Raw genomic sequence first — 19,726 nt, 5'->3', positions numbered from 1 at the left:
ATAGACTTATGAAACAATATCTGTGCTTAACCCTTTTGGCCTGCGCTCCATTTTCTACAGCGTTTAGTGCTTCAACCAAAACCCATCAACTTCCGGCACAGAATATTGAAGTTGCTCCTGCGCATTTAACCACGCGTTTAAATTGGTCGGTTTTCCCAAAACCATTATATGCCAATGAAGACCTCAAGCAACGTGACCGCGCGGCCATTATTCGTGTTACAGCAAATGCAAAAGGCACCATTACCGATGCAAGTATTGAAGAAAGTACAGGGGTCGATCAACTCGACCGAATCTTAATTTCTGCTGTCAAAAAAGCTAAAGTCAAGCCACATTTAGAAAATGGTGAATCCAAAGCCATTATTGGCTATCAAGCGTTTAATTTGAGAGTTAAAGGCAATACGCCTGAATGTGATTTCAACTTTGATTCAAAAGTTTGGAATGCACAAAGTGCAAATAAGAAAACGCCATTCCAATATGTATCTCAACCAAAATTAGATCTCACTAGTCATGAGTTGAAACAGCACGATCGTAAAGTCAAATTTAACTTTAAAGTGGACAAACACGGACAAGTGAAAAAGGTCAAGATCAAGCAAGGCTCTGGCATTTATGCACTCGATCAGAAAGTCGTTGAAGCACTAAGAAATAGTCAGATCTCGGTTAAACGTACTGCGAGCACCCTTTGGATCTACAAAAAGTCGAACTTTAAAGATGAAATTCAGTTTCAAGTAAATGGCTGTAAATAAGTAATAGATTCAACATTTCAAGCAGGGATTGAATGTTTCAATGCCCTGTTTTATCTCAGAAGAAACCTAAAAATATAAGATAAATACAGAGATAACGCCCGGTTTTCGCTACGGTCACCATGAACACAAAGCGCCAGAAGTTTTCTTTCATTAAACCCGCAATTAAAGTAATAGGGTCTCCAATCATCGGCAGCCAACTCAGTAGCAAAGACCAATAACCATATTTGTGATAAATACCCTGTGCCTGCTGCATTTTCAGCTCTGACACGGGAAACCATGTTTTATTTTTATAATGTTCTACTTTTAAACCGAGCCACCAATTCACACAAGAACCGAGAATATTACCAATACTGGCCACCACAATCAGCAGCCATGGATTATGTTGACCATAGCTCAACAAGCCGAGCAATACGGCTTCGGACTGTAAAGGAAGTAAGGTCGCAGCCCCAAATGCCGCGAAGAATAAAACTAAAAATGACCACATCGAAACGAATGCTTAAAGACCTAATTTTTTCTTCGACTTCAAATATTCAAAATTTGACCAAAGCACTGCTGCAACAATTACAACGATTCTCGACCATTTATATTGTGAAGAAATCGGTTCAATTGCAGCCCGCATGAAGTTTTGATCTTTGGTATGTAAATCTGCAAGAATATTTTGAACATGCACAATTTCAGCGACAAATAGCACTAAGCAGCCTGCAATACCGAAAATAATACTCCAATAGATTCTTGGGTTATTTTCAACAATACGGGTAAAATTTAAGAAAAAGTCTTTCATCGCAAAATCGTCCAACTAAGCCGTCAACAACGCGTTCTTTTCGGCAGCGCCGCATTCTAACACAGCGTTAGAATTTTCTTCTGTCCTATCTAAAATCTTAAGGGGAGTCTTTCCGCACTTTACTTTTATACATGAGACTTCTAATCTGCCACGCAAATATTGAATAATTTTAACTCACTTTATGAAAAAAATTCTTTGCTTAAGTTTTATCGTGTTATTACAAATTTTGACCGCTTTATATGCACAAAGTCCTTCTGAAGTTGCCAAACAACACGTGATTACACAAGATCAAATGATTTGGCAAAAGCGACCTTTCTTTAACTTCAACAATGACGATCTGGGCAATCAAAATCGTGACCTTAGTTTTAAATTGTATGTTTTAGCCACCGGCGAAGTTCAAAAAGCTGAATTAATCAAAAGCTCTGGACTTACACACATTGATAAGCGGGTTGAGCAGTCACTTTTACGTGCCAAGTTCAAACCTTATATCGAAAATGGTGTAGCCTCCCCTTTGTTGCCTTACAGCCCTTCTCACTCAAGACCCTGAAAGAAAACCAAAGACCTTGGTGGAAAAAGCTTCTATTTATTTCGTAAAAAAAGAGCATGTTTCCATGCTCTTTTTTTAAACGTGTATTGCTAAGGCTTTTTGTACCGCTGGACGGGCCGTCAGTCGATCGATATAGTCTTTCACGTATGGATAATCTTCCAGCTGAATTTGCTGCCATTCATGACGCAGTGCCCAAGGCAGAATAGCCATATCTGCAATCGAATACTCTCCAGCCACAAATTTTTGACCAATCAACTGATGGTTCAAAACTTTATATAAGCGTTTAGATTCATTTACATAACGTTCAGTTGCATACGGAATACGTTCAGGTGCAAAACGACTAAAATGATGATTTTGTCCTAACATGGGCCCAAAACCACCCATTTGCCACATCAACCATTGTTCAACTTCAACGCGCTCAAACTCATCTTCTGGATAAAACAAACCTGTTTTACGTCCAAGATATTGCAGAATCGCACCAGACTCAAAAACTGAAATTGACTCTCCTCGTGGGCCATTCTGATCCACGATTGCAGGGATTTTATTGTTCGGAGAAATTCTCAAAAAGTCTGGCTGAAATTGATCATTTTCCAAGATATTAATCGGAAAAATTTGGTATTCCAAACCCATTTCTTCTAAAGCGATGGTAATTTTATGTCCATTGGGTGTACCCCAATAGTAGAGATCAATCATCTATATTCCTTTTTAATTTTCAGTAAGGCAATCTCATTTTGCTTTATGTATAACATGTTTAACCCAGTGAAAGCTTGTCAGTTTTTCTGAAAAGTAACGTTAAAATGTGAATTATCACTTTGCTTTTAAAATCACTTAAGGTACAAAAATTCAAAAAATATAATTTTTTTATAAAAATCCCTTGAAAAAAATCAGCACAGACCGATATTGATACATGTACAAGGATCAAACGATCTTGTTAGTGAACAGTGGATGCCTAGCATCACTGAACATTTCTTATTGTTACAACTTTGCTTATTAAAGAGAGTTCTAATTATGAGTAGTTTAAATCTTAACCCACTTTTCCGTCGTAGCATTGGTTTTGATCGTTTCAACGATTTATTTGATTATGCCATGCAAAGCGACACACCAAATTACCCGCCATACAATATTGAAAAAACGGCTGAAAATAGCTATCGCATTGTGGTGGCAACCGCAGGTTTTACAGAAGATGAACTTTCGCTAAACTTAGAAAATCAAGTGCTAAGCATTTCAGGTAAACCAACTGAAGCGCAAGATACAACTGTGGAATTCCTGCATAAAGGCATTGCTCGTCGTACATTTAAACTGTCTTTACGCTTAGATGAACATATAGAAGTGCAACAAGCCCTATATGAAAATGGTTTATTGACAGTGGACTTACAGCGTATTATTCCTGAAGAAAAACTACCACGCCAAATTCCAATTGGCAAAAAGGCATTGATAGAAAGTCCTGTCCAAGAAAATAGCGCTGAATAAGCCCTCATCTAAAAAGACCCTTCGGGGTCTTTTTTATATTAAGAAAATTAGTTAGATTCAAAACATGACAAACAAGAATAAAAAATCATGCCATCTCAAGAATATAGTGTCTCGATTGCAAATTTTATGTTCTGATTTTCTATTCCAAACTAAATACTCCCTATAGGTGTTTTTAATGAATCTTTGGTGGGTCTGGCTTACAAGCTGTTCATCCACTCTTTTTCATTTTTGGCGTATCTTGCAAAAAATAATCCTACTCTGTATTACTATCTATTTATATGAAATGTACTTTGTTCTGATTGCTTTTATGACATGGAATATACGACCTAATATTACCAAGATGAAACTCTATTGGAGGGTACTGAAAATTCCTATTTCACAGCCTGTTTTATGTAAATAGATCTCACATAGTTAGCTCAATAAAAAGCTTTGCTCACTTTATACCTACATTAAAACTAAATTAAAGCATTTCAAAACGTCTGAATCGAAACAACGATTGAATATCAATTAAAATATAATCAAATTTGTCTTTCTTAAAGAAACTTACTTAATACCCTCAGACATAAGTTCGCATTCATGAATTTTGCTCTATTTTCCAATCAATACGCAGCAAAAATTATTGGTGCCCTTGAACATCATTGAGATTAAAAAACCAAAATATAGGCAAAAAAAAGCACTGCAAATGCAGTGCTTTTTTAATGGATACTTACTTTTTCTTTTTAGGACCAAGCAGCATACCCATTTGACGGCCTTCCATTTTTGGTGTTTGTTCAACAACACCATAGTCAACCACGTCAGCTTCAATTTTTTGCAATTGAGCCAAACCTAACTGTTGGTGTGCCATTTCACGACCACGGAAACGAAGCGTGATTTTTACCTTATTGCCTTCTTCAAGGAACTTGATAATGGCACGTAGTTTAACGTTGTAGTCACCAACATCAGTACCAGGGCGTAGCTTGATTTCTTTCACCTGTACTTGATGTTGTTTTTTCTTCGCTTCTTTTTGCTTTTGTTTTAGATCAAACAAATGCTTGTTAAAATCCATGATTTTGCAGACTGGTGGCTCAGCATTAGCAACAATCTCAACAAGGTCAAGATCTACTGCTTCTGCAGCACGCAAAGCGTCAGCAAGAGATACAATCCCTTTTTGCTCGCCATTTTCGTCTACTAGACGGACTTCTTTTGCACGAATTTCATCATTCAAGGCAGGACGGTTTGATTTTCCGCCCTGTTGATTACGGTCAGGCTGTTTAATCGCTTTTACTCCACAATGTACCGGCCGCGTTCGGCTACGGCTGCTTTTACTAGGTCAACGAATGCATCAATTGACATAGTACCCAAATTTTTTCCAGAGCGAGTACGGACGTTTACAGTACCTTCCTCAACTTCACGGTCTCCAAGAACCAATAAGTAAGGAATACGCTCTAAAGTACGTTCACGAATCTTAAAGCCGATTTTCTCATTTCTCAAGTCTGAAATCGCGCGGATACCGCTTTCTTTAAGTTTAGCGACGACTGACTCACATGCTTCAGCTTGTGAATCGGTAATGTTCATCACACATGCTTGAATTGGAGACAACCAAGGTGGCATGAAACCAGCATAGTGTTCAATAAGTATACCAATAAAACGCTCGAAACTGCCAAGAATTGCACGGTGCAACATTACAGGCTGATCACGGTCGTTATCTTCAGTCACATAAGATGCGTCAAGACGTTCTGGTAAGTTAAAGTCACATTGAATTGTACCGCACTGCCATACACGACCTAAGCAGTCTTTCAATGAGAATTCAATTTTCGGACCGTAGAATGCACCTTCACCCGGTTGAAGTTCCCACTCTAGGCCTGCAGCATCTAAAGCATCTGCTAAAGATTTTTCTGCCATGTCCCAAAGTTTGTCATCACCTACACGTTTTTCTGGACGTGTCGACAACTTCATTTGTACTTCTTCAAAGCCAAAGTCTTTATAAACATCTAAAGTCAATTTAATGAAGTCTGCAACTTCAGTACCGATTTGTTCTTTGGTACAGAAGATATGCGCATCATCTTGTGTAAAGCCACGTACACGCATAATGCCGTGTAATGAACCCGATGGTTCGTTACGGTGACATGAACCAAACTCAGCTAAACGGATTGGCAGGTCACGGTAAGATTTTAAACCTTGGTTGAACACTTGCACGTGACATGGGCAGTTCATTGGTTTTACTGCATAATTACGGTTCTCTGAGTGAGTCGTAAACATGTTTTCAGCATAGTTAGCTGCGTGCCCTGATTTTTCCCAAAGCGTGAAATCAACCACTTGCGGTGTACGAATTTCTTGGTAACCATTAGCTTGTTGAACTTTACGCATGTATTGTTCAAGCACTTGGTAAATCGTCCAGCCGTTCGGATGCCAGAACACCATACCTGGTGCTTCTTCTTGCATATGGAACAAGTCTAACGCTTTACCAATTTTACGGTGATCGCGTTTTTCAGCTTCTTCAATACGTTTGATATACGCAGCTAACTGTTTTTTGTCAGCCCAAGCTGTACCGTAAATACGTTGCAGCTGTTCGTTTTTCGCATCACCGCGCCAGTAAGCACCAGAGATTTTAGTCAGTTTGAACGATTTTAGGAATTTAGTATTTGGAACGTGCGGACCACGACACATATCCAAGTAGTCTTGATGATAGTACAAGCCCATTTGTGTCTCGTTAGGCATGTCTTCAATCAAGCGTAATTTGTAGTCTTCGCCACGTTTGGTGAATTCTGCAATCACTTCGTCACGTGGTGTCATTTTTTTGATGACATCGTAATCTTGATCGATGAGCTTTTTCATGCGCTCTTCGATTGCTGCCATGTCGTCTAAAGTAAAGGGACGTGGCATCCAGATGTCATAGTAGAAACCTTCTTCAATGACAGGACCAATGACCATCTTTGCTTCTGGGAACAATTGCTTAACTGCATGACCCACCAAGTGCGCACAAGAGTGACGAATGATGTGAATACCATCTTCATCTTTAGGCGTGATAATTTGTAGGCTAGCATCTTCTGTAATTAAATCAGACGCATCAACTAAACGATCGTTTACACGACCCGCAACTGTATTTTTTGCTAGACCAGGACCGATGCTTTGAGCAACTTCCATCACAGACACGGCATGATCAAATTGTTTTTGATCGCCATTTGGCAAAGTGATAATTGGCATATAAAAATCCTTAAGGAGTGATGCCCCGTACAATGGAGCATGTCACCGCGAGATTATGATCGAGGGAGACCCTCAAAAGATAAAAACGGTGGATAAATAAAATTCGACCTAAATTTTACACGCCCTGCCAACTTTAATAAACCTCTAATCCCATGGAAGTTGATTTTTCTACCGCCTTTTACAAGACTCCTGATAATTCAAGCAGATTTCAACTGAAATGCGCTTTATGCTGTCAACATAATAATCACGTTCTCATTTATAACTGATGTTACGCACGTAAAAAAAAATTGCGAAACAATTGAACCAAAGAACGTAAGGACGCTTTTTTATTCTCTGAATGTCTCTAAGGCGATCAATTGATCTGATTGATACAACCAAAGCTGTGCAAATTGAGGGATGATCATTTCACTTTGCGCAGGGCGTAAAAAAATATAATCATCTATGTCTATGCTACTTGTCTGCGGAATTTGCACAAGTTCCTGATTACTACTTCGACCATATAATGCATGGGGCTGACTGCCTTGAGGATAAACATAGTCCCCTCGCCAATAGCCTCCATAAATAAACACAGCCTGAGATTTTGCCCAACGACTGAGCCATTCTAACTGTGGTAATTCAGTCCGCGGCAACACTTTTAACACTGGTGTGGCGAGCCACAAGGCACTTTGGAAAGCTTGTAAATTTTTCAGTTCAAAATCTGCGGGTTTTAATAACATCGAGCCAAACGAGACTTCGTTACAGACGCTCTGCTGATAATGAAAACTAAAACTAGGACTACCACCACCATTCCAACAGGTGTGTTCATCACATAAAGTTGGATAGCGCTGTTGTACATAAGCTTTGAATTGTTGATAACTTTTCTGGGACTGTTGATAAGTCTGTTCAGCAGATTGGATCAGCCGTGGAATCTTCGCCACATGTGCGTCATAGCCCATTAATCCTGAAAATTTTAAATGTTGGGGATGTTGAACGATTACATCCAAAACAGCCTTTAGCTCATCGATCGTTTTCAGACCACCGCGGTGTAAACCCACATCGATTTCAATATTGATGCGTAGACACAGTTGATGCTGCTCAGCAAATTTGAGGTATTGGGCTAAACGCTGTTCACTATCAATCAGCCATTGCACTTGCGATTGCGTGGCCTGCAAAACTGCCTTGTCTGCATGCTTCAAGGCCTGAATTGGCATCGGTTTTCCAAACAACACATCGGCTTGTGGCATCGACTCGAAAAGTGTTTTCAGATGTGCAAAATGAAATAGCATGAAACGCTGTGTCTTGAGCTGTGTAGCACAGTGTTGAAGCAATGCCATGCACGCCAAGGATTTCACTACCAAGCGCGGATGCAGACTATGTGGTATTTGCTGCTGAGTGATCACCAAGTTGTGATTTAATGCATCAACATCCACGATTAACTGGGGCATCCCCGTCCCGTTTTGCTTTAACAGCGTATTCAACTGTTGAAAATATGCATCCATGCCATCCCCTTTTTCATATCGTTCAATTGGTCTTCAGTGTTTAACCTTCCACGACGCTTATTCAATCAGTAATTGCTGTAGCTCTGGACTGAGCCACTTTTGCTGAGGATCTAATTCTTGTCGAATATTCAAAAAATCTTGCCACTTGGGGTACACATTTTGAAGCTGCCGCGCATTTAGGCTATGCAATTTCCCCCAATGCGGACGCCCGCCATATTTTAAAAAAATCGGCTCCACGAGCTTAAAGATGACTTGATAATCTTGCTTATAGAACTGATGCACCGAAATTGAGGCCGAATCTTGCTGATAAAACGGACTGAGCCAAATATCATCCCCACGTACAAGTCGATATTCTAGCGGGAAAAACATCGGAACCTTATGTCGTCGAAGGGTATGCAAAATTTCTTCTAAACAATTCATCCCGTGTTGCAGCGGAATCTGGTATTCCATCTCATTAAATTTGGTACTTCGAGCAGAAGGAAAAATTCGACTTGACCAGTCTACGTTGATCGAAGGTTTGACAAAAACACCTAATAATTTTTGTAGCCATGGATTCAGTGGTGGAAAAATTCGCGTCAATTCTGCACAAAGTTTGAGTAATACGTCGTCATCTAAGCACTGTTCTTTTCGAGGTTGAAGGTTATCTTCCGTCTCATCTAAGGTTTTTAAAATAACCTGATCGGCATGACTAAATGCCCAGAACTCAATATGTCGATGTTCATATTGCCATTGCTGCATATTCTGCATGACATCGTTCAGTGGACATAATCGCGTCTGTTCTTTGAGTTTATACATCGGTCGATTTTGCAGCTGTACATGCGTCAGCACGCCTAAACTCCCGAGTGAAACACGCCCTGCTTGGAAAATTTCGCTGTTCTGTTCAGCACTGCATTGTAGTAACTCGCCCTGCGCGGTTAATAACTCAAACCCCTTAACCAGTGCCGATAAACACGGCAATTCGAGTCCTGTGCCATGTGTCCCTGTTGCGATAGCTCCAGCCAAACTTTGACGATCAATATCTCCTTGATTGATCAGTGCCTGATCAAAAGACGCGAGCTTCTCGCCCAAATCAAATAATCGTGTGCCAGCTTGGACGGTACTTTGGCAGCGTTCAGCATCGATATCTAGAATACCTTTGAGATGATCTAAACTTACTAAGGTATCTGTAGTTTTTGCCAAAGGGCTAAAAGAGTGCCCTGCGCCAACCATACGAATCTTAGGTTGGGATTGAACCACCTCCATTAACTGCTCAAGATTTTTCGGTTGTATAAATGACTTCGGGATCGACTTCTGAGCACCTGACCAATTTTCCCATGCAATGTCGTGTTGAATTGTCATATTCATCCTTATCGCCATACTTTTTATTGTATTCAGCCGTATTGTTTTATTTTTGATTTCCGCTTTTGCAATGTTGATGCACAAGCCATCTTGATTTTTTACTTAGATTATACGAAGTTCAGCATCTACTCAAATTTAAGTTTATTGTTATAAAACAGTAAATAAGCCACGATTGATTAAAGAAAAAACCATTCGTTTATATGCACATACAGACTGTTCAAAGTGCTCTATATTATTCGACAAGCATCATTCAAACCAGATCAATAAAAAGGATCACGCATGAAAACATCGGTAAAATCAGCATAAAAAACCAACAACACTTGTATATTTTTCAGCTAAATTATTTATGCTAAAAAATCAATTTTGAGAACCACAGGGTTCATTTTCGTCACTTTATTGTTTTTATTTTATTCATTTTCAATCACTTAAAAATTTAGTGTAAATACTCGACTAAAGCATAAATGCAGAGAAGCTACGGACTGAATTATTGTTAAGTCAGATTTAAAACAAATATACATGGACTTGGAGTACCACGATGGTTAGCGCATACGATGAATTGCCACGGACCCCGGCAAATTTTGTGGCACTTTCGCCTCTACGTTATTTAGAGCGTGCAGCCTATATTTATCCTGATCAGGATGCCATTATCCACGGCAATCGTCATATTTCATGGCGCCAAACGTATAACCGCTGTCGTCAATTTGCGCATCAGTTGCAACAATTAGGCATTGGCAAAAACGACACCGTGTCTGTGTTATTACCAAACGTTCCTGCTATGGTTGAAGCACACTTTGCCGTACCAATGGCGGGTGCGGTACTGAATACGCTAAATACACGCCTTGATGCGAAAACTATTGCCTTCATGCTGGAACATGCAGAAACCAAAGTCCTGTTGGTTGATCCTGAATTCACTCAAGTAGCCACAGAAGCTTTAGCTTTGATCGATCAAGAGATTTATGTCATTGATGTTGCAGATGCAGAGTTTGAAGGCACAGCACAACCGATTGGACAAATCGAATTTGAAGACTGGTTGGCGCAAGGCGATGCGAACTTTGAATGGCACTTACCTCAAGATGAATGGGATGCGATTAGTTTAAGCTATACCTCGGGTACCACAGGGAATCCAAAAGGCGTGGTGTATCATCACCGCGGCGCATATATCAATGCAGCGAGTAACATCATTGCTTGCGGCATGACGCCACGTGCAACGTATCTGTGGACGCTTCCTCTATTCCACTGTAATGGCTGGTGCTTTGCTTGGACAATGGCAGCCAATGGCGGAACCAATATTTGTCTACGTAAAATTGACCCTGAACTGATTTTCAAATTGATTGCAGAACACAAAGTAGATTATTTCTGCGGTGCGCCAATCGTACTTTCAATGTTGATCAATACGCCTGAAGAGAAAAAAGTGCAATTTGACCATCGCGTTGAAGTGATGGTTGCTGGTGCAGCGCCACCTGCAGCGATTATTGAAGGGATGCGTAATATTGGTATTAATGTCACACATGTCTATGGTTTGACTGAAACATATGGTCCATCGGCACTTTGCGCATCGCAAGCAGGTTGGTCTGATCTTTCCATTCAAGAACAAGCACAGTTGCATTCTCGCCAAGGTGTGCCATACCCGCTTCAAGATGGTATGAAAGTCATTGATCCTGAAACCATGTTACCTGTTCCGCATGATGGCCAGACCATGGGTGAAATCATGTTCCGTGGCAACATCGTAATGAAAGGTTATTTGAAAAACCCAGAAGCAACGGCTGAAGCCTTTGCCGGTGGCTGGTTCCATACAGGTGACTTAGCGGTCTGCCAACCCGACGGTTATGCCAAAATTACTGACCGCTCTAAAGATGTAATCATTTCAGGGGGTGAAAACATTTCATCGCTCGAAGTGGAAGAAATTCTGTATCAACACCCTGCTGTACTGACCGCTGCAGTGGTTGCAAAGCCTGACCCTCGTTGGCAAGAAGTGCCTTGTGCCTTCATTGAATTGAAAACAGGCAAAGAGGCAACACCTGAAGAACTGATCGAATTCTGTAAACAACATCTTGCACGTTTCAAAGTGCCAAAAGATGTGGTGATTACCGAAATTCCAAAAACCTCGACAGGTAAACTTCAAAAGTTTGTTTTACGTGAATGGGCTAAAGAGCGCGCTGTTGGTGAATTTGGTTAATATTAAAACTCAAAAGCCAAGCTTGAATTTTTCACCATTCAAGCAAAAAAAAAGCGACCTGATCAGGTCGCTTTTTAATGTAAAGTCTACATCTTCACGCTTTGCTTTAATGATCAGATCATGTTGAATTATCTGATCATTGAGCTATCTAAGCACTTGGCTATCTAATAATGCATTAGTTATCAGATAATAAAGCCACTTGTTGAATGTAGTTAAACAATTTCAACTTCGATGCAGTCAGTTCTTCTTCGCTTACATTTTTGGCTATATCACGTTGAATACGCAAAATATGCTGACGAATAGGATGATGTTCAGCAGCATTATGTGCTTTCATGAACTCTTTAATGACTGGATCACCTTGGGCAATCATACGTTCAGTCCAGCGTTGAAGCTGCGCTGTTTTTTTCGCACCTTGCTGTGGGGTTAAATAAGATAAAATCATGGTTTCATCTTCATTACGCAGCAATTTACCTACACGTTGAAACTGACGGCGTCGTGCTTCATGTGAAGTAATTGTTTGTGCATCTAGTAGTGCTTCGATCAGACGCTCTTCAACAGGAAGATTTTTAATCTGTTTAGGATTCAGTTTTGCAAGTTCCTCGCCCAAAGCAGCCATACGTTGTACAGCTTTCTTTTGCTCAGTTTTACTTGCACGTCCTTCTAAGGATTCAAAGTCTTCTTCGGTATAGCGGTTCGGTCGACGTGCCACGTTTAATCTGCCTCGTAAAATTTTGCTGCAAACAGTGCTTGAATTTCAGACAAAGCTTTTTCTTCATCTGCACCTTCAATCACTAAGCGTAAAGTTGTGCCCTTGCCTGCGCCAAGCATCAGCAAAGACATAATATTTTTGGCATCTACTAATTTTCCACCCTTACCAATTTGAATCGACGAGCGAAATTTGGTCGTGACTTCGATTAGCTTGCCAGATGCACGCGCATGTAAACCCAGTTTATTAATTACGTCAACAGTTGTGTCGATCATGACCAGTGCTTCATTTCTCTATGTAGAACCTGAATAGACCATTTTGCCTCAAGTGCTTTTTTTAGTCTATCTACGATATATACCGAACGGTGTTGCCCACCTGTACAACCGATCGACACCGTCATGTAATGACGATGCCCTTCGGCAAATGCCGGCAGCCATTTATCCAAGAAATGATAAATATCTTGGAACATTTCATTGGTTTGTTCACTTTGCTGTAAAAATTGACGAACTGGCTCATCTAATCCTGAATACTTACGTAATTCCATATCCCAGTGCGGATTGGGCAAATGACGGACGTCAAAAACATAATCTGCATCGAGTGGAATACCATGCTTATAGCCAAAAGACTGTAAGATCAAAATTAAATTATCTGCCTGTCCAAGTTTAGACAGCAAGGTATGTTTTAAATCATGTACACTCTTATCTGTAGTATCAATATGTACTGTCGAGCGTAATTGAATCGGCAACAGTAAAGATTTTTCTTCCTGTATGCACTCATTTAAACTTTTGAAACGACTTGCCAACGGATGGGGACGTCGAGATGAACTGAATCGCGCAATCAATTCCTGATCACGCGTGGTCAAATAAATAATATCGACTGAGCCATGGCGTTGTAGCTGTTGAAAAACCAAATCGAACTCTTGTAAATCTGCACGTGTACTGCGGACATCCACACCCAGTGCCAATTGTTCAAGATTATTTTCTGAATCGAGTTTTTCAACAATTTCGGGGAGTAAGGCCAATGGCAAATTATCGATACAGTAATAGCCCAAATCCTCAAGTATCTGTAATGCAGATGACTTTCCAGATCCAGATTGTCCTGTAACAATTAAAATGCGCTTCATCGCTTGCTACCCCATAGCCGTTTTAAACTGCAGTATATTTAACCTGCATATTATCAATAAGACGTGTTGCGCCTAATTTAGCCGCAATAAACAACACCACGTCTTGATCAAATTCTTCAATTTTCTGTAATTCAGGTGTACGTGCTTCAACATAGTCCACAACAAAACCCGCTGCTGTCAATATTGCTTTAATATTCGCTAACACATCTGCCAGTTGAGTTCCAGCATGTAATTCTGCCTCAGCCGTTTTCAAGCTTTGGTAAATCGTTGGTGCAATCGCACGATTTTCCGCACTTAAATAACCATTACGTGAGCTCAATGCTAAACCATCTTCGGCACGAGTAATCGGCACACCAATCACTTCTAGTGGAATATTTAAGTCACGTACAAACTGACGAATCACTGCAAGTTGCTGGTAATCTTTTTGCCCAAAGAATGCAAAATTCGGTTGAACAATATTAAAGAGTTTTGTCACAACAACAGCAACACCGTCAAAATGACCCGGACGCTGTTCGCCACACAAATCATTGGTAATGCCGCCCACGCTAATATTAGTTAAGCGCGGTTTGTTGCCATACATTTGTTCAACAGTCGGCGCAAACACGATGTCACAACCCACTTCAGCCAATAAGTGCTGATCTTGTTCCAAAGTACGTGGATAGTTGTCAAAGTCTTCATTTGGACCAAACTGAATTGGGTTAACGAAAATACTCACCACCACGACATCACACAGTTTACGTGCTTCACGAACTAAATTAAGGTGACCTTCATGCAAGTTCCCCATCGTTGGTACAAAACCAATGATTTTGCGCGCAGCACGTGCTGGATTTAGCGATGCACTTAAACCTTGAATCGTTGTTTCAGTTTTCATGTCTTACAGCTCAATTTGGAATGTATGTTCTTTGGCAGGGAAGCTACCATGTAATACGGCAGCATGATACGCCTTAAACGCATCCACAATTGCCGTTTCCCCTGCTTGCTCTTTCATAAAGTTGCGAACAAATTTCGCCACGTGACTAAACGTCAGTCCCAACATATCTTGTTGAACCAAGACTTGAGCATCCGTTTCTGCACCGGCACCGATCCCAATCACAGGTGTATTTGGGAATAATTCACTAATTTCTTTACCCACTTGGGCAGGAACACATTCCAAAAGTAAAATTGCTGCACCTGCATCAACCACAGCTTTACAATCTGCAATGAGTTGATCCGCGGTTTCGCGTGTACGTGCTTGCACTTTATAACCGCCAAACACATGAACCGATTGCGGAGTTAACCCTAAATGCACACACACTGGAATACCATTACGGGTCAATACTTCAACTGTTTCTGACAACCATGCGCCACCTTCCAATTTGACCATCTGCGCGCCTGCTTGCATCACGATCTTTGAGTTCACTAAAGCGTCATTCAAAGTGGCATAGGTCATAAATGGCAAATCAGTCAAAATAAACGCATGTTTATTGCCACGACGCACTGCAGCAGTGTGATATACCATATCTTCAACAGTGACAGGCAAAGTTGAGTCATTCCCTTGAATGGTCATCCCCAATGAATCACCAATCAGAATACTATCGACTTCAGCAACTTCCATTGCTTTTGCCATGCTCGCATCATAGCAAGTCAGGCAGGAGAATTTGCGGCCTTCCGCTTTAAATTTTTTCAAGTCACTTAGACTAATCATTTCAATATTCCTCAGATGACGGCTTTCTCAAGTGGTCATACAAAAATTAAAGATGGGCCCAGTTTCCTGCATCCAATACAGTTAAATTTGGATTATTCAAAATAGGTAAATCTTTTAATGTTTGTCCTTTAATCTGTAGATTCTCATCTAAATCCAACAAAGGTTTCAACACAAAATCACGTTCTAAAACACCAACATGAGGCACCGTCAAACGTTCATTTTGAATGTGCTGTTCACCATAAATCAGTAAATCTAAATCCAGTGTACGCTCCCCCCAATGACGTAGGCGTACACGCCCCGACTCTTGTTCAAAGCGTTGCAATTCATCCAACAAGGCCAAAGGCGCTAGATCCGTTTCTAATGCAACCGCTGCATTTAAATAATTCGGCTGATCTTGTGGCCCCATTGGCGGGCTTTGATACAGTTTTGAGACTTTCACTTTTCCGAGTGTTGCAAGTTTATGCACCGCTTCACTAAGGATCTGTAGAGAATCACCTAAATTACTGCCTAAACCAATATATGTCAGCGTCATTGTGTTGGCCCAAAAATAACCTGAGTCAAATCTCGTTTCACACGTTTACGTTTTAAAATCGGATGATCTGCACCGATTTCACCACTGGCTGACGCTGCAACGATTGACACTGTCTCTAGACTATTGGCATGTGATTTAGGCTTACGTTGACGGCGACTTCTGCTTTCTGGTTCATTCACCAGCGGTTCAATTTCAACTTGCTGATGAGTAGAAGTTTTGGCTTCCACATCTTCATGCGCCGCTTTACGACGACTCTTGGCACGCTGACGATTGTATTGGCTAATTGCTCGTTCTTTTTCGTCAGTGCTCATCTGCTGATAAGCATCCCACCACTGGCCCATACCTTGCGTGCTTGTATCGCCCGATTTTTCACGCAGAAGCAAGAAGTCAAAGCCTGCACGGAAACGCGCATGACCTGATAGTGCTTCAATTTGCTGTGGTTTTGGATTCAGCAAACGGGTTTGCATTTCCCAAACTTCACGAATAAATGTTTCGGCAAAGCGTGGAATAATGGTTCGTGTAGCCTGACGTTTCAATACATCTAAACCAGCTTGAGCACGTGCTTCAGCAGGAACTACACCTTTGTTTAGATAGAACGTACAACGTTCTTGGAACGGAATCCACAATAACACGGCATAGAAAAATGCAGGGTTAATGGTTTTCCCAATCGAAATACGTTGATCGGTATTTTTTGCAGCCAACTCAATAAATGGCGTTACAACCGGTTTGATATCTGCAAATAATTGATACCAAATACCAAAATCGATCAGCATCGGTAAGACGCGATTGAGATGCCCCATGGTAAAAAGCTTTTGTGACTCATCGTATAAACGATGTGGAGACACATCACGCAGCAATTGAGTAAGTTCTGGAGTAAAGACATCCAGAATTTTTTGATCAATATTAAAGTTTAATTTGGCTGCAAAACGTAAAGTCCGAAGCATCCGCACAGGATCTTCTTCAAAACGGAGTTGTGGATCACCCAATAAACGCAACGTTTTATGTTTTATGTCATCTACTGCATGACAAAAATCTAACACTTCGCCTTTGCGTGGTTGGTAATACATCGCATTGATCGAGAAGTCACGGCGTGCAAAGTCTTGCTCAATCGTACCCCAATTATTATCACGTAAAATCATGCCCGCAGCAGAAGTCACGGCTTTTTTAGGCGGCGCACGGAAGGTCGCAACTTCGATCAGTTCACGTCCTGAGTAGACATGCGCCAGCTCAAAACGACGACCAATAATTCGGCAACGTCGCCCGAAGACCTCTTTCACCTGAGCTGGTGTCGCATTAGTTACGGCATCAAAATCTTTAGGTGCATGACCCAACATTAGGTCGCGGACACTGCCACCCACGATATAAGCTTCATAGCCTGCCTTAGTTAAGGCATCAATCACATCTAAAATGGAAGAAGGTAATTGTGCGGTTGATAAACCACATTTGGACGCGCGCAAAGTTTGCAAAAGACGCTGTCTCCTACGTCTGAACGTAAAATTCTTAAGATGTCGCTAATGATATCTCTAACACAATCAAAGGGCAATTTGATTATCTCGATGCTCAAGCTGAGCTTAACCTAATTCTTTTTTTTACACTTCACTTAAAGTGCCAATTTTGCTTTATTTTTAGCAAACAGCGCAGGACCGATTCCCTTAACTTGTTGAATATCATCAATGCTTTTAAATAAGCCATTACTTTTGCGATATTGCACAATTGCTTCTGCTTTTTTCTGACCAATTCCATGCAATGTCTGCAGTTCATCGACTGAGGCTGTATTTAAACGTACCTGATCTGTTCGACTATTTTGTTGGGTGCTGGGTCGTGACAAATAATAGTTGGCATTGCTCGGTGCAGTTGCCACTTTGGACTTCGAGGCCTCAGATTGCTTTTTTAATTGCTGATCTTGAGCTTGCTGCATGGCTTTCCATTCCGCGTAGCCCGAAGGGCTTTGAGCAAAAGTTAAATCTGCCATTAAACCCAAAACCAAGACAAGTAGTTGCGTAAAGTATTTATTCTTTAGGATGTGGTACATATTTAGCCTGTTGTTTTAATTGTTGTTTTGCCTGTTCCCACAACTGATCCATTTCAGTCAGAGACAGGTCTTCTACATGTTTTTGTTGTAATGTGGCCTGTGCTTCAATATAAGCAAAGCGGCTTCTAAATTTATGAATGGTACTTAACAGTGCCATCTCACTTGAGATGCCAATCTTACGTCCAACATTCACAAGAGAAAATATGCAATCACCAAATTCATCAAATATTTCGTCGGATTTTTTGCCTGCTAAGGCCTCTTTTAATTCCCCCAGCTCTTCCTCAAGCTTGCCATAAGCCCCTTCAATATCTGGAAAATCAAAGCCAATTTTCGCCACATTTTTTTGAATTTCATCTGCTTGGCTTAATGCAGGTGCATGTTTAACTTCATCTAATCTTGATGCTGATTTCCCTGCTTTTTCTTGTTGTTTAATCTGTTTCCATAGTGTTGCCACATCATTCGCATTAAGTGCTGAGAATTGCTCTGCCTGAAACACATGGGGATGACGGCGAATTAATTTATCTGTAATCGCTTGCACCACATCTTGAAAATCAAATGCGCCTTGTTCGCTATACATCTGCGACTGAAAAACCACTTGCAGCAACAAATCCCCCAGTTCATCTCGCACATCGTCAATCTGACCTGAACGAACCGCCGCTTCAACTTCATAGGCCTCTTCTATAGCATAACGAGTCAGACTTTCTGGGGTTTGCTTTTGATCCCATGGACATTTTTCACGTAATTCTTTCATCACTGCTAATAATTGTTCCATGTGAACTCCAGCTATTTACTCATCAGTACATTGTTTCGCTTACAGAATTTGATATGCTCAAAATTCACTCAGGGAATGAGCAACTCAATTCAGGGAAGCATAACATGCAAAGTATTTTTATTAGCGGTGCAGGACAAGGGATTGGCGCAGCAATTGCACGACTGTTCATACAACAAGGCTATAAAGTTGGGCTCTACGACATTAACCAATCTCAAGTCACCTCATTAGCTGCTGAACTCGGTAGCCATGCCAAAGCTGGGCTTTTAGATGTGACACAACCAGAGCAATGGCAAAGCGCTTTAGCTGAATTTGTTGCTTGGGCAGGTCAGCTGAATATCTTAGTCAATAATGCCGGAATTCTGTATTCAGGCAGCTTTGAACATACGGAACTGTCTGCACACCACCGAACGATTGATATCAATGTCAAAGGGGTGATAAACGGTTGCTATGCGGCATTCCCCTATTTACAACAAAGCAATTTTGCTCGTGTGATTAACCTCTCTTCGGCTTCAGCTATTTATGGACAAGCAGATTTAGCCAGCTATGCCACATCTAAATTTGCTGTACGTGGGCTCACTGAAAGCTTAGATATTGAATGGCAAAAATACAATATTCGCGTTTTAGATGTGATGCCTTTATTTGTTCAAACCGCGATGGTGCAAGACATGGATGCCCAAAGCATTAAGAAAATGGGCGTCAATCTTCAACCGAGCGATGTCGCTCAGCAAATTTATACCTTGGTACAAAAAAAGGATACGGTCTTAATGGCCACACATACACCTGTGGGGATGAAAGCTAAATTTTTATTTAATTTATCGAAGTTTAGCCCGCAATTTGTCAACCGCTTAAGTAATATTTGGATTGCACAAAAACCCAAATAGTAACGTGTTACTAATCATTTAATTTTGCAATCATATTTGTACGAAAATTACACAAAGTTACACAATTGTCACATTTTAACAGGACAAAATTCCTTTTTTTGAATAATATTCACCCGCCCATTACTTTCGGGTGTTTATTCTCTAACAATAAAATAGGACTTACGCATTGACGGATTCAAAAAAGTATTAAAATACTTTATAAAGTATCTGTGATCAGACGAATTAAAAATGCTTCTACAGCAACTTGTACTCTACCCATTTATATGGGCTTTCTCATGAC

Annotated in this window: 21 protein-coding genes; 5 read left to right on the top strand and 16 right to left on the bottom strand. The window is 40.7% G+C overall.

Annotated elements, in window-relative coordinates; translation table 11 throughout:
• The first annotated feature begins 8 nt into the window (after positions 1 to 8).
• Complete coding sequence (locus FTT98_RS11440; protein ID WP_180040904.1) at positions 9 to 743, top strand: energy transducer TonB; 735 nt, start codon at positions 9 to 11, stop codon at positions 741 to 743.
• A gap of 55 nt (positions 744 to 798) precedes the next feature.
• Here the strand turns inward: FTT98_RS11440 and FTT98_RS11435 are convergent, their stop codons facing one another.
• Positions 799 to 1,227, bottom strand: coding sequence for a YqaA family protein (locus tag FTT98_RS11435; RefSeq protein WP_078192638.1), 429 nt, complete (start codon positions 1,225 to 1,227; stop codon positions 799 to 801).
• 12 nt (positions 1,228 to 1,239) lie between these two features.
• The gene (locus FTT98_RS11430) at positions 1,240 to 1,524 is read right to left on the bottom strand and encodes a hypothetical protein (protein ID WP_180040906.1); all 285 of its coding nucleotides are present in this window, start codon (positions 1,522 to 1,524) and stop codon (positions 1,240 to 1,242) included.
• A gap of 211 nt (positions 1,525 to 1,735) precedes the next feature.
• On the opposite strand from FTT98_RS11430, the gene FTT98_RS11425 reads away from it, so the two are divergent.
• Positions 1,736 to 2,071, top strand: coding sequence for an energy transducer TonB (locus FTT98_RS11425; RefSeq protein ID WP_180124064.1), 336 nt, complete (start codon positions 1,736 to 1,738; stop codon positions 2,069 to 2,071).
• 75 nt (positions 2,072 to 2,146) lie between these two features.
• On the opposite strand, the gene FTT98_RS11420 is transcribed toward FTT98_RS11425, so the two are convergent.
• The gene (locus FTT98_RS11420) at positions 2,147 to 2,764 is read right to left on the bottom strand and encodes a glutathione S-transferase N-terminal domain-containing protein (protein WP_168378472.1); all 618 of its coding nucleotides are present in this window, start codon (positions 2,762 to 2,764) and stop codon (positions 2,147 to 2,149) included.
• 315 nt (positions 2,765 to 3,079) lie between these two features.
• Here FTT98_RS11420 and FTT98_RS11415 point away from each other — a divergent pair, with 315 nt between their 5' ends.
• The gene (locus FTT98_RS11415; protein ID WP_168378471.1) at positions 3,080 to 3,541 is read left to right on the top strand and encodes an Hsp20 family protein; all 462 of its coding nucleotides are present in this window, start codon (positions 3,080 to 3,082) and stop codon (positions 3,539 to 3,541) included.
• Positions 3,542 to 4,247: 706 nt separating this feature from the next.
• Here the strand turns inward: FTT98_RS11415 and infC are convergent.
• From infC to FTT98_RS11395, 4 genes are all read right to left on the bottom strand, one after another.
• Positions 4,248 to 4,796 carry a translation initiation factor IF-3 gene (gene infC, locus FTT98_RS11410; protein WP_078192643.1) on the bottom strand — a complete coding sequence of 183 codons (549 nt, stop codon included), beginning with the start codon at positions 4,794 to 4,796 and terminating at the stop codon, positions 4,248 to 4,250.
• 5 nt (positions 4,797 to 4,801) lie between these two features.
• Complete coding sequence (gene thrS, locus FTT98_RS11405) at positions 4,802 to 6,724, bottom strand: threonine--tRNA ligase (protein WP_180040910.1); 1,923 nt, start codon at positions 6,722 to 6,724, stop codon at positions 4,802 to 4,804.
• Positions 6,725 to 7,050: 326 nt separating this feature from the next.
• Positions 7,051 to 8,202, bottom strand: a complete 1,152-nt coding sequence (locus FTT98_RS11400) for an alanine racemase (protein WP_180040912.1) — start codon at positions 8,200 to 8,202, stop codon at positions 7,051 to 7,053.
• 57 nt (positions 8,203 to 8,259) lie between these two features.
• Positions 8,260 to 9,540 carry a D-arabinono-1,4-lactone oxidase gene (locus FTT98_RS11395; RefSeq protein ID WP_180040930.1) on the bottom strand — a complete coding sequence of 427 codons (1,281 nt, stop codon included), beginning with the start codon at positions 9,538 to 9,540 and terminating at the stop codon, positions 8,260 to 8,262.
• 535 nt (positions 9,541 to 10,075) lie between these two features.
• Between FTT98_RS11395 and FTT98_RS11390 the strand changes: the two genes are divergently transcribed.
• The gene (locus FTT98_RS11390) at positions 10,076 to 11,716 is read left to right on the top strand and encodes an acyl-CoA synthetase (protein ID WP_180040914.1); all 1,641 of its coding nucleotides are present in this window, start codon (positions 10,076 to 10,078) and stop codon (positions 11,714 to 11,716) included.
• Between the two features lie 175 nt (positions 11,717 to 11,891).
• On the opposite strand, the gene yjgA is transcribed toward FTT98_RS11390, so the two are convergent.
• The 9 genes from yjgA to mazG all read right to left on the bottom strand — a co-directional run bounded on the left by yjgA (position 11,892) and on the right by mazG (position 18,565).
• Entirely contained in the window at positions 11,892 to 12,425 is a 534-nt protein-coding gene (gene yjgA / locus FTT98_RS11385) for a ribosome biogenesis factor YjgA (RefSeq protein ID WP_078189593.1), read from the bottom strand.
• Between the two features lie 2 nt (positions 12,426 to 12,427).
• Entirely contained in the window at positions 12,428 to 12,697 is a 270-nt protein-coding gene (locus FTT98_RS11380; protein ID WP_067763492.1) for an HPr family phosphocarrier protein, read from the bottom strand.
• On the bottom strand, positions 12,694 to 13,545 hold the full coding sequence (rapZ, locus tag FTT98_RS11375) for an RNase adapter RapZ (protein WP_180011688.1): 852 nt from the start codon (positions 13,543 to 13,545) through the stop codon (positions 12,694 to 12,696). Before rapZ ends, FTT98_RS11380 begins: the two co-directional genes overlap by 4 nt.
• Before the next feature lie 22 nt (positions 13,546 to 13,567).
• Positions 13,568 to 14,416: a pantoate--beta-alanine ligase gene (gene panC, locus FTT98_RS11370; protein ID WP_180040916.1), complete on the bottom strand. Its 849-nt coding sequence runs from the start codon at positions 14,414 to 14,416 to the stop codon at positions 13,568 to 13,570.
• Positions 14,417 to 14,419: 3 nt separating this feature from the next.
• Positions 14,420 to 15,229 carry a 3-methyl-2-oxobutanoate hydroxymethyltransferase gene (gene panB / locus FTT98_RS11365; protein WP_180040918.1) on the bottom strand — a complete coding sequence of 270 codons (810 nt, stop codon included), beginning with the start codon at positions 15,227 to 15,229 and terminating at the stop codon, positions 14,420 to 14,422.
• A 46-nt stretch (positions 15,230 to 15,275) separates the two neighbouring features.
• On the bottom strand, positions 15,276 to 15,761 hold the full coding sequence (gene folK, locus FTT98_RS11360) for a 2-amino-4-hydroxy-6-hydroxymethyldihydropteridine diphosphokinase (RefSeq protein ID WP_180040920.1): 486 nt from the start codon (positions 15,759 to 15,761) through the stop codon (positions 15,276 to 15,278).
• Positions 15,758 to 17,227: a polynucleotide adenylyltransferase PcnB gene (gene pcnB, locus FTT98_RS11355; protein WP_180040922.1), complete on the bottom strand. Its 1,470-nt coding sequence runs from the start codon at positions 17,225 to 17,227 to the stop codon at positions 15,758 to 15,760. Before pcnB ends, folK begins: the two co-directional genes overlap by 4 nt.
• Before the next feature lie 134 nt (positions 17,228 to 17,361).
• The gene (locus tag FTT98_RS11350; protein ID WP_180034878.1) at positions 17,362 to 17,793 is read right to left on the bottom strand and encodes a ComEA family DNA-binding protein; all 432 of its coding nucleotides are present in this window, start codon (positions 17,791 to 17,793) and stop codon (positions 17,362 to 17,364) included.
• Complete coding sequence (gene mazG, locus FTT98_RS11345; protein ID WP_180040924.1) at positions 17,771 to 18,565, bottom strand: nucleoside triphosphate pyrophosphohydrolase; 795 nt, start codon at positions 18,563 to 18,565, stop codon at positions 17,771 to 17,773. Before mazG ends, FTT98_RS11350 begins: the two co-directional genes overlap by 23 nt.
• Positions 18,566 to 18,669: 104 nt before the next feature.
• Here mazG and FTT98_RS11340 point away from each other — a divergent pair, with 104 nt between their 5' ends.
• Positions 18,670 to 19,446: an SDR family oxidoreductase gene (locus tag FTT98_RS11340; RefSeq protein WP_180005383.1), complete on the top strand. Its 777-nt coding sequence runs from the start codon at positions 18,670 to 18,672 to the stop codon at positions 19,444 to 19,446.
• Positions 19,447 to 19,726: the final 280 nt, after the last annotated feature.

The sequence above is a fragment of the Acinetobacter sp. YH12039 genome (assembly GCF_013420015.1).
Classification (GTDB): Bacteria; Pseudomonadota; Gammaproteobacteria; order Pseudomonadales; family Moraxellaceae; genus Acinetobacter; species Acinetobacter amyesii.
The sequence above is the reverse complement of the archived record's forward strand: the minus strand, read 5'-3'. Positions and strand labels throughout refer to the sequence as shown.

Excerpts from the sequence above, each read along its gene's own strand:
- FTT98_RS11395 (WP_180040930.1), bottom strand. The coding sequence starts at position 9,540 with ATGACAATTCAACACGACATTGCATGGGAAAATTGGTCAGGTGCTCAG.
- panC (WP_180040916.1), bottom strand. The coding sequence starts at position 14,416 with ATGAAAACTGAAACAACGATTCAAGGTTTAAGTGCATCGCTAAATCCA.
- FTT98_RS11435 (WP_078192638.1), bottom strand. The coding sequence starts at position 1,227 with ATGTGGTCATTTTTAGTTTTATTCTTCGCGGCATTTGGGGCTGCGACC.
- FTT98_RS11430 (WP_180040906.1), bottom strand. The coding sequence starts at position 1,524 with ATGAAAGACTTTTTCTTAAATTTTACCCGTATTGTTGAAAATAACCCA.
- FTT98_RS11350 (WP_180034878.1), bottom strand. The coding sequence starts at position 17,793 with ATGTACCACATCCTAAAGAATAAATACTTTACGCAACTACTTGTCTTG.
- mazG (WP_180040924.1), bottom strand. The coding sequence starts at position 18,565 with ATGGAACAATTATTAGCAGTGATGAAAGAATTACGTGAAAAATGTCCA.
- rapZ (WP_180011688.1), bottom strand. The coding sequence starts at position 13,545 with ATGAAGCGCATTTTAATTGTTACAGGACAATCTGGATCTGGAAAGTCA.
- FTT98_RS11420 (WP_168378472.1), bottom strand. The coding sequence starts at position 2,764 with ATGATTGATCTCTACTATTGGGGTACACCCAATGGACATAAAATTACC.
- FTT98_RS11415 (WP_168378471.1), top strand. The coding sequence starts at position 3,080 with ATGAGTAGTTTAAATCTTAACCCACTTTTCCGTCGTAGCATTGGTTTT.
- panB (WP_180040918.1), bottom strand. The coding sequence starts at position 15,229 with ATGATTAGTCTAAGTGACTTGAAAAAATTTAAAGCGGAAGGCCGCAAA.
- thrS (WP_180040910.1), bottom strand. The coding sequence starts at position 6,724 with ATGCCAATTATCACTTTGCCAAATGGCGATCAAAAACAATTTGATCAT.
- FTT98_RS11380 (WP_067763492.1), bottom strand. The coding sequence starts at position 12,697 with ATGATCGACACAACTGTTGACGTAATTAATAAACTGGGTTTACATGCG.
- FTT98_RS11340 (WP_180005383.1), top strand. The coding sequence starts at position 18,670 with ATGCAAAGTATTTTTATTAGCGGTGCAGGACAAGGGATTGGCGCAGCA.
- FTT98_RS11400 (WP_180040912.1), bottom strand. The coding sequence starts at position 8,202 with ATGGATGCATATTTTCAACAGTTGAATACGCTGTTAAAGCAAAACGGG.
- folK (WP_180040920.1), bottom strand. The coding sequence starts at position 15,761 with ATGACGCTGACATATATTGGTTTAGGCAGTAATTTAGGTGATTCTCTA.
- FTT98_RS11390 (WP_180040914.1), top strand. The coding sequence starts at position 10,076 with ATGGTTAGCGCATACGATGAATTGCCACGGACCCCGGCAAATTTTGTG.
- FTT98_RS11440 (WP_180040904.1), top strand. The coding sequence starts at position 9 with ATGAAACAATATCTGTGCTTAACCCTTTTGGCCTGCGCTCCATTTTCT.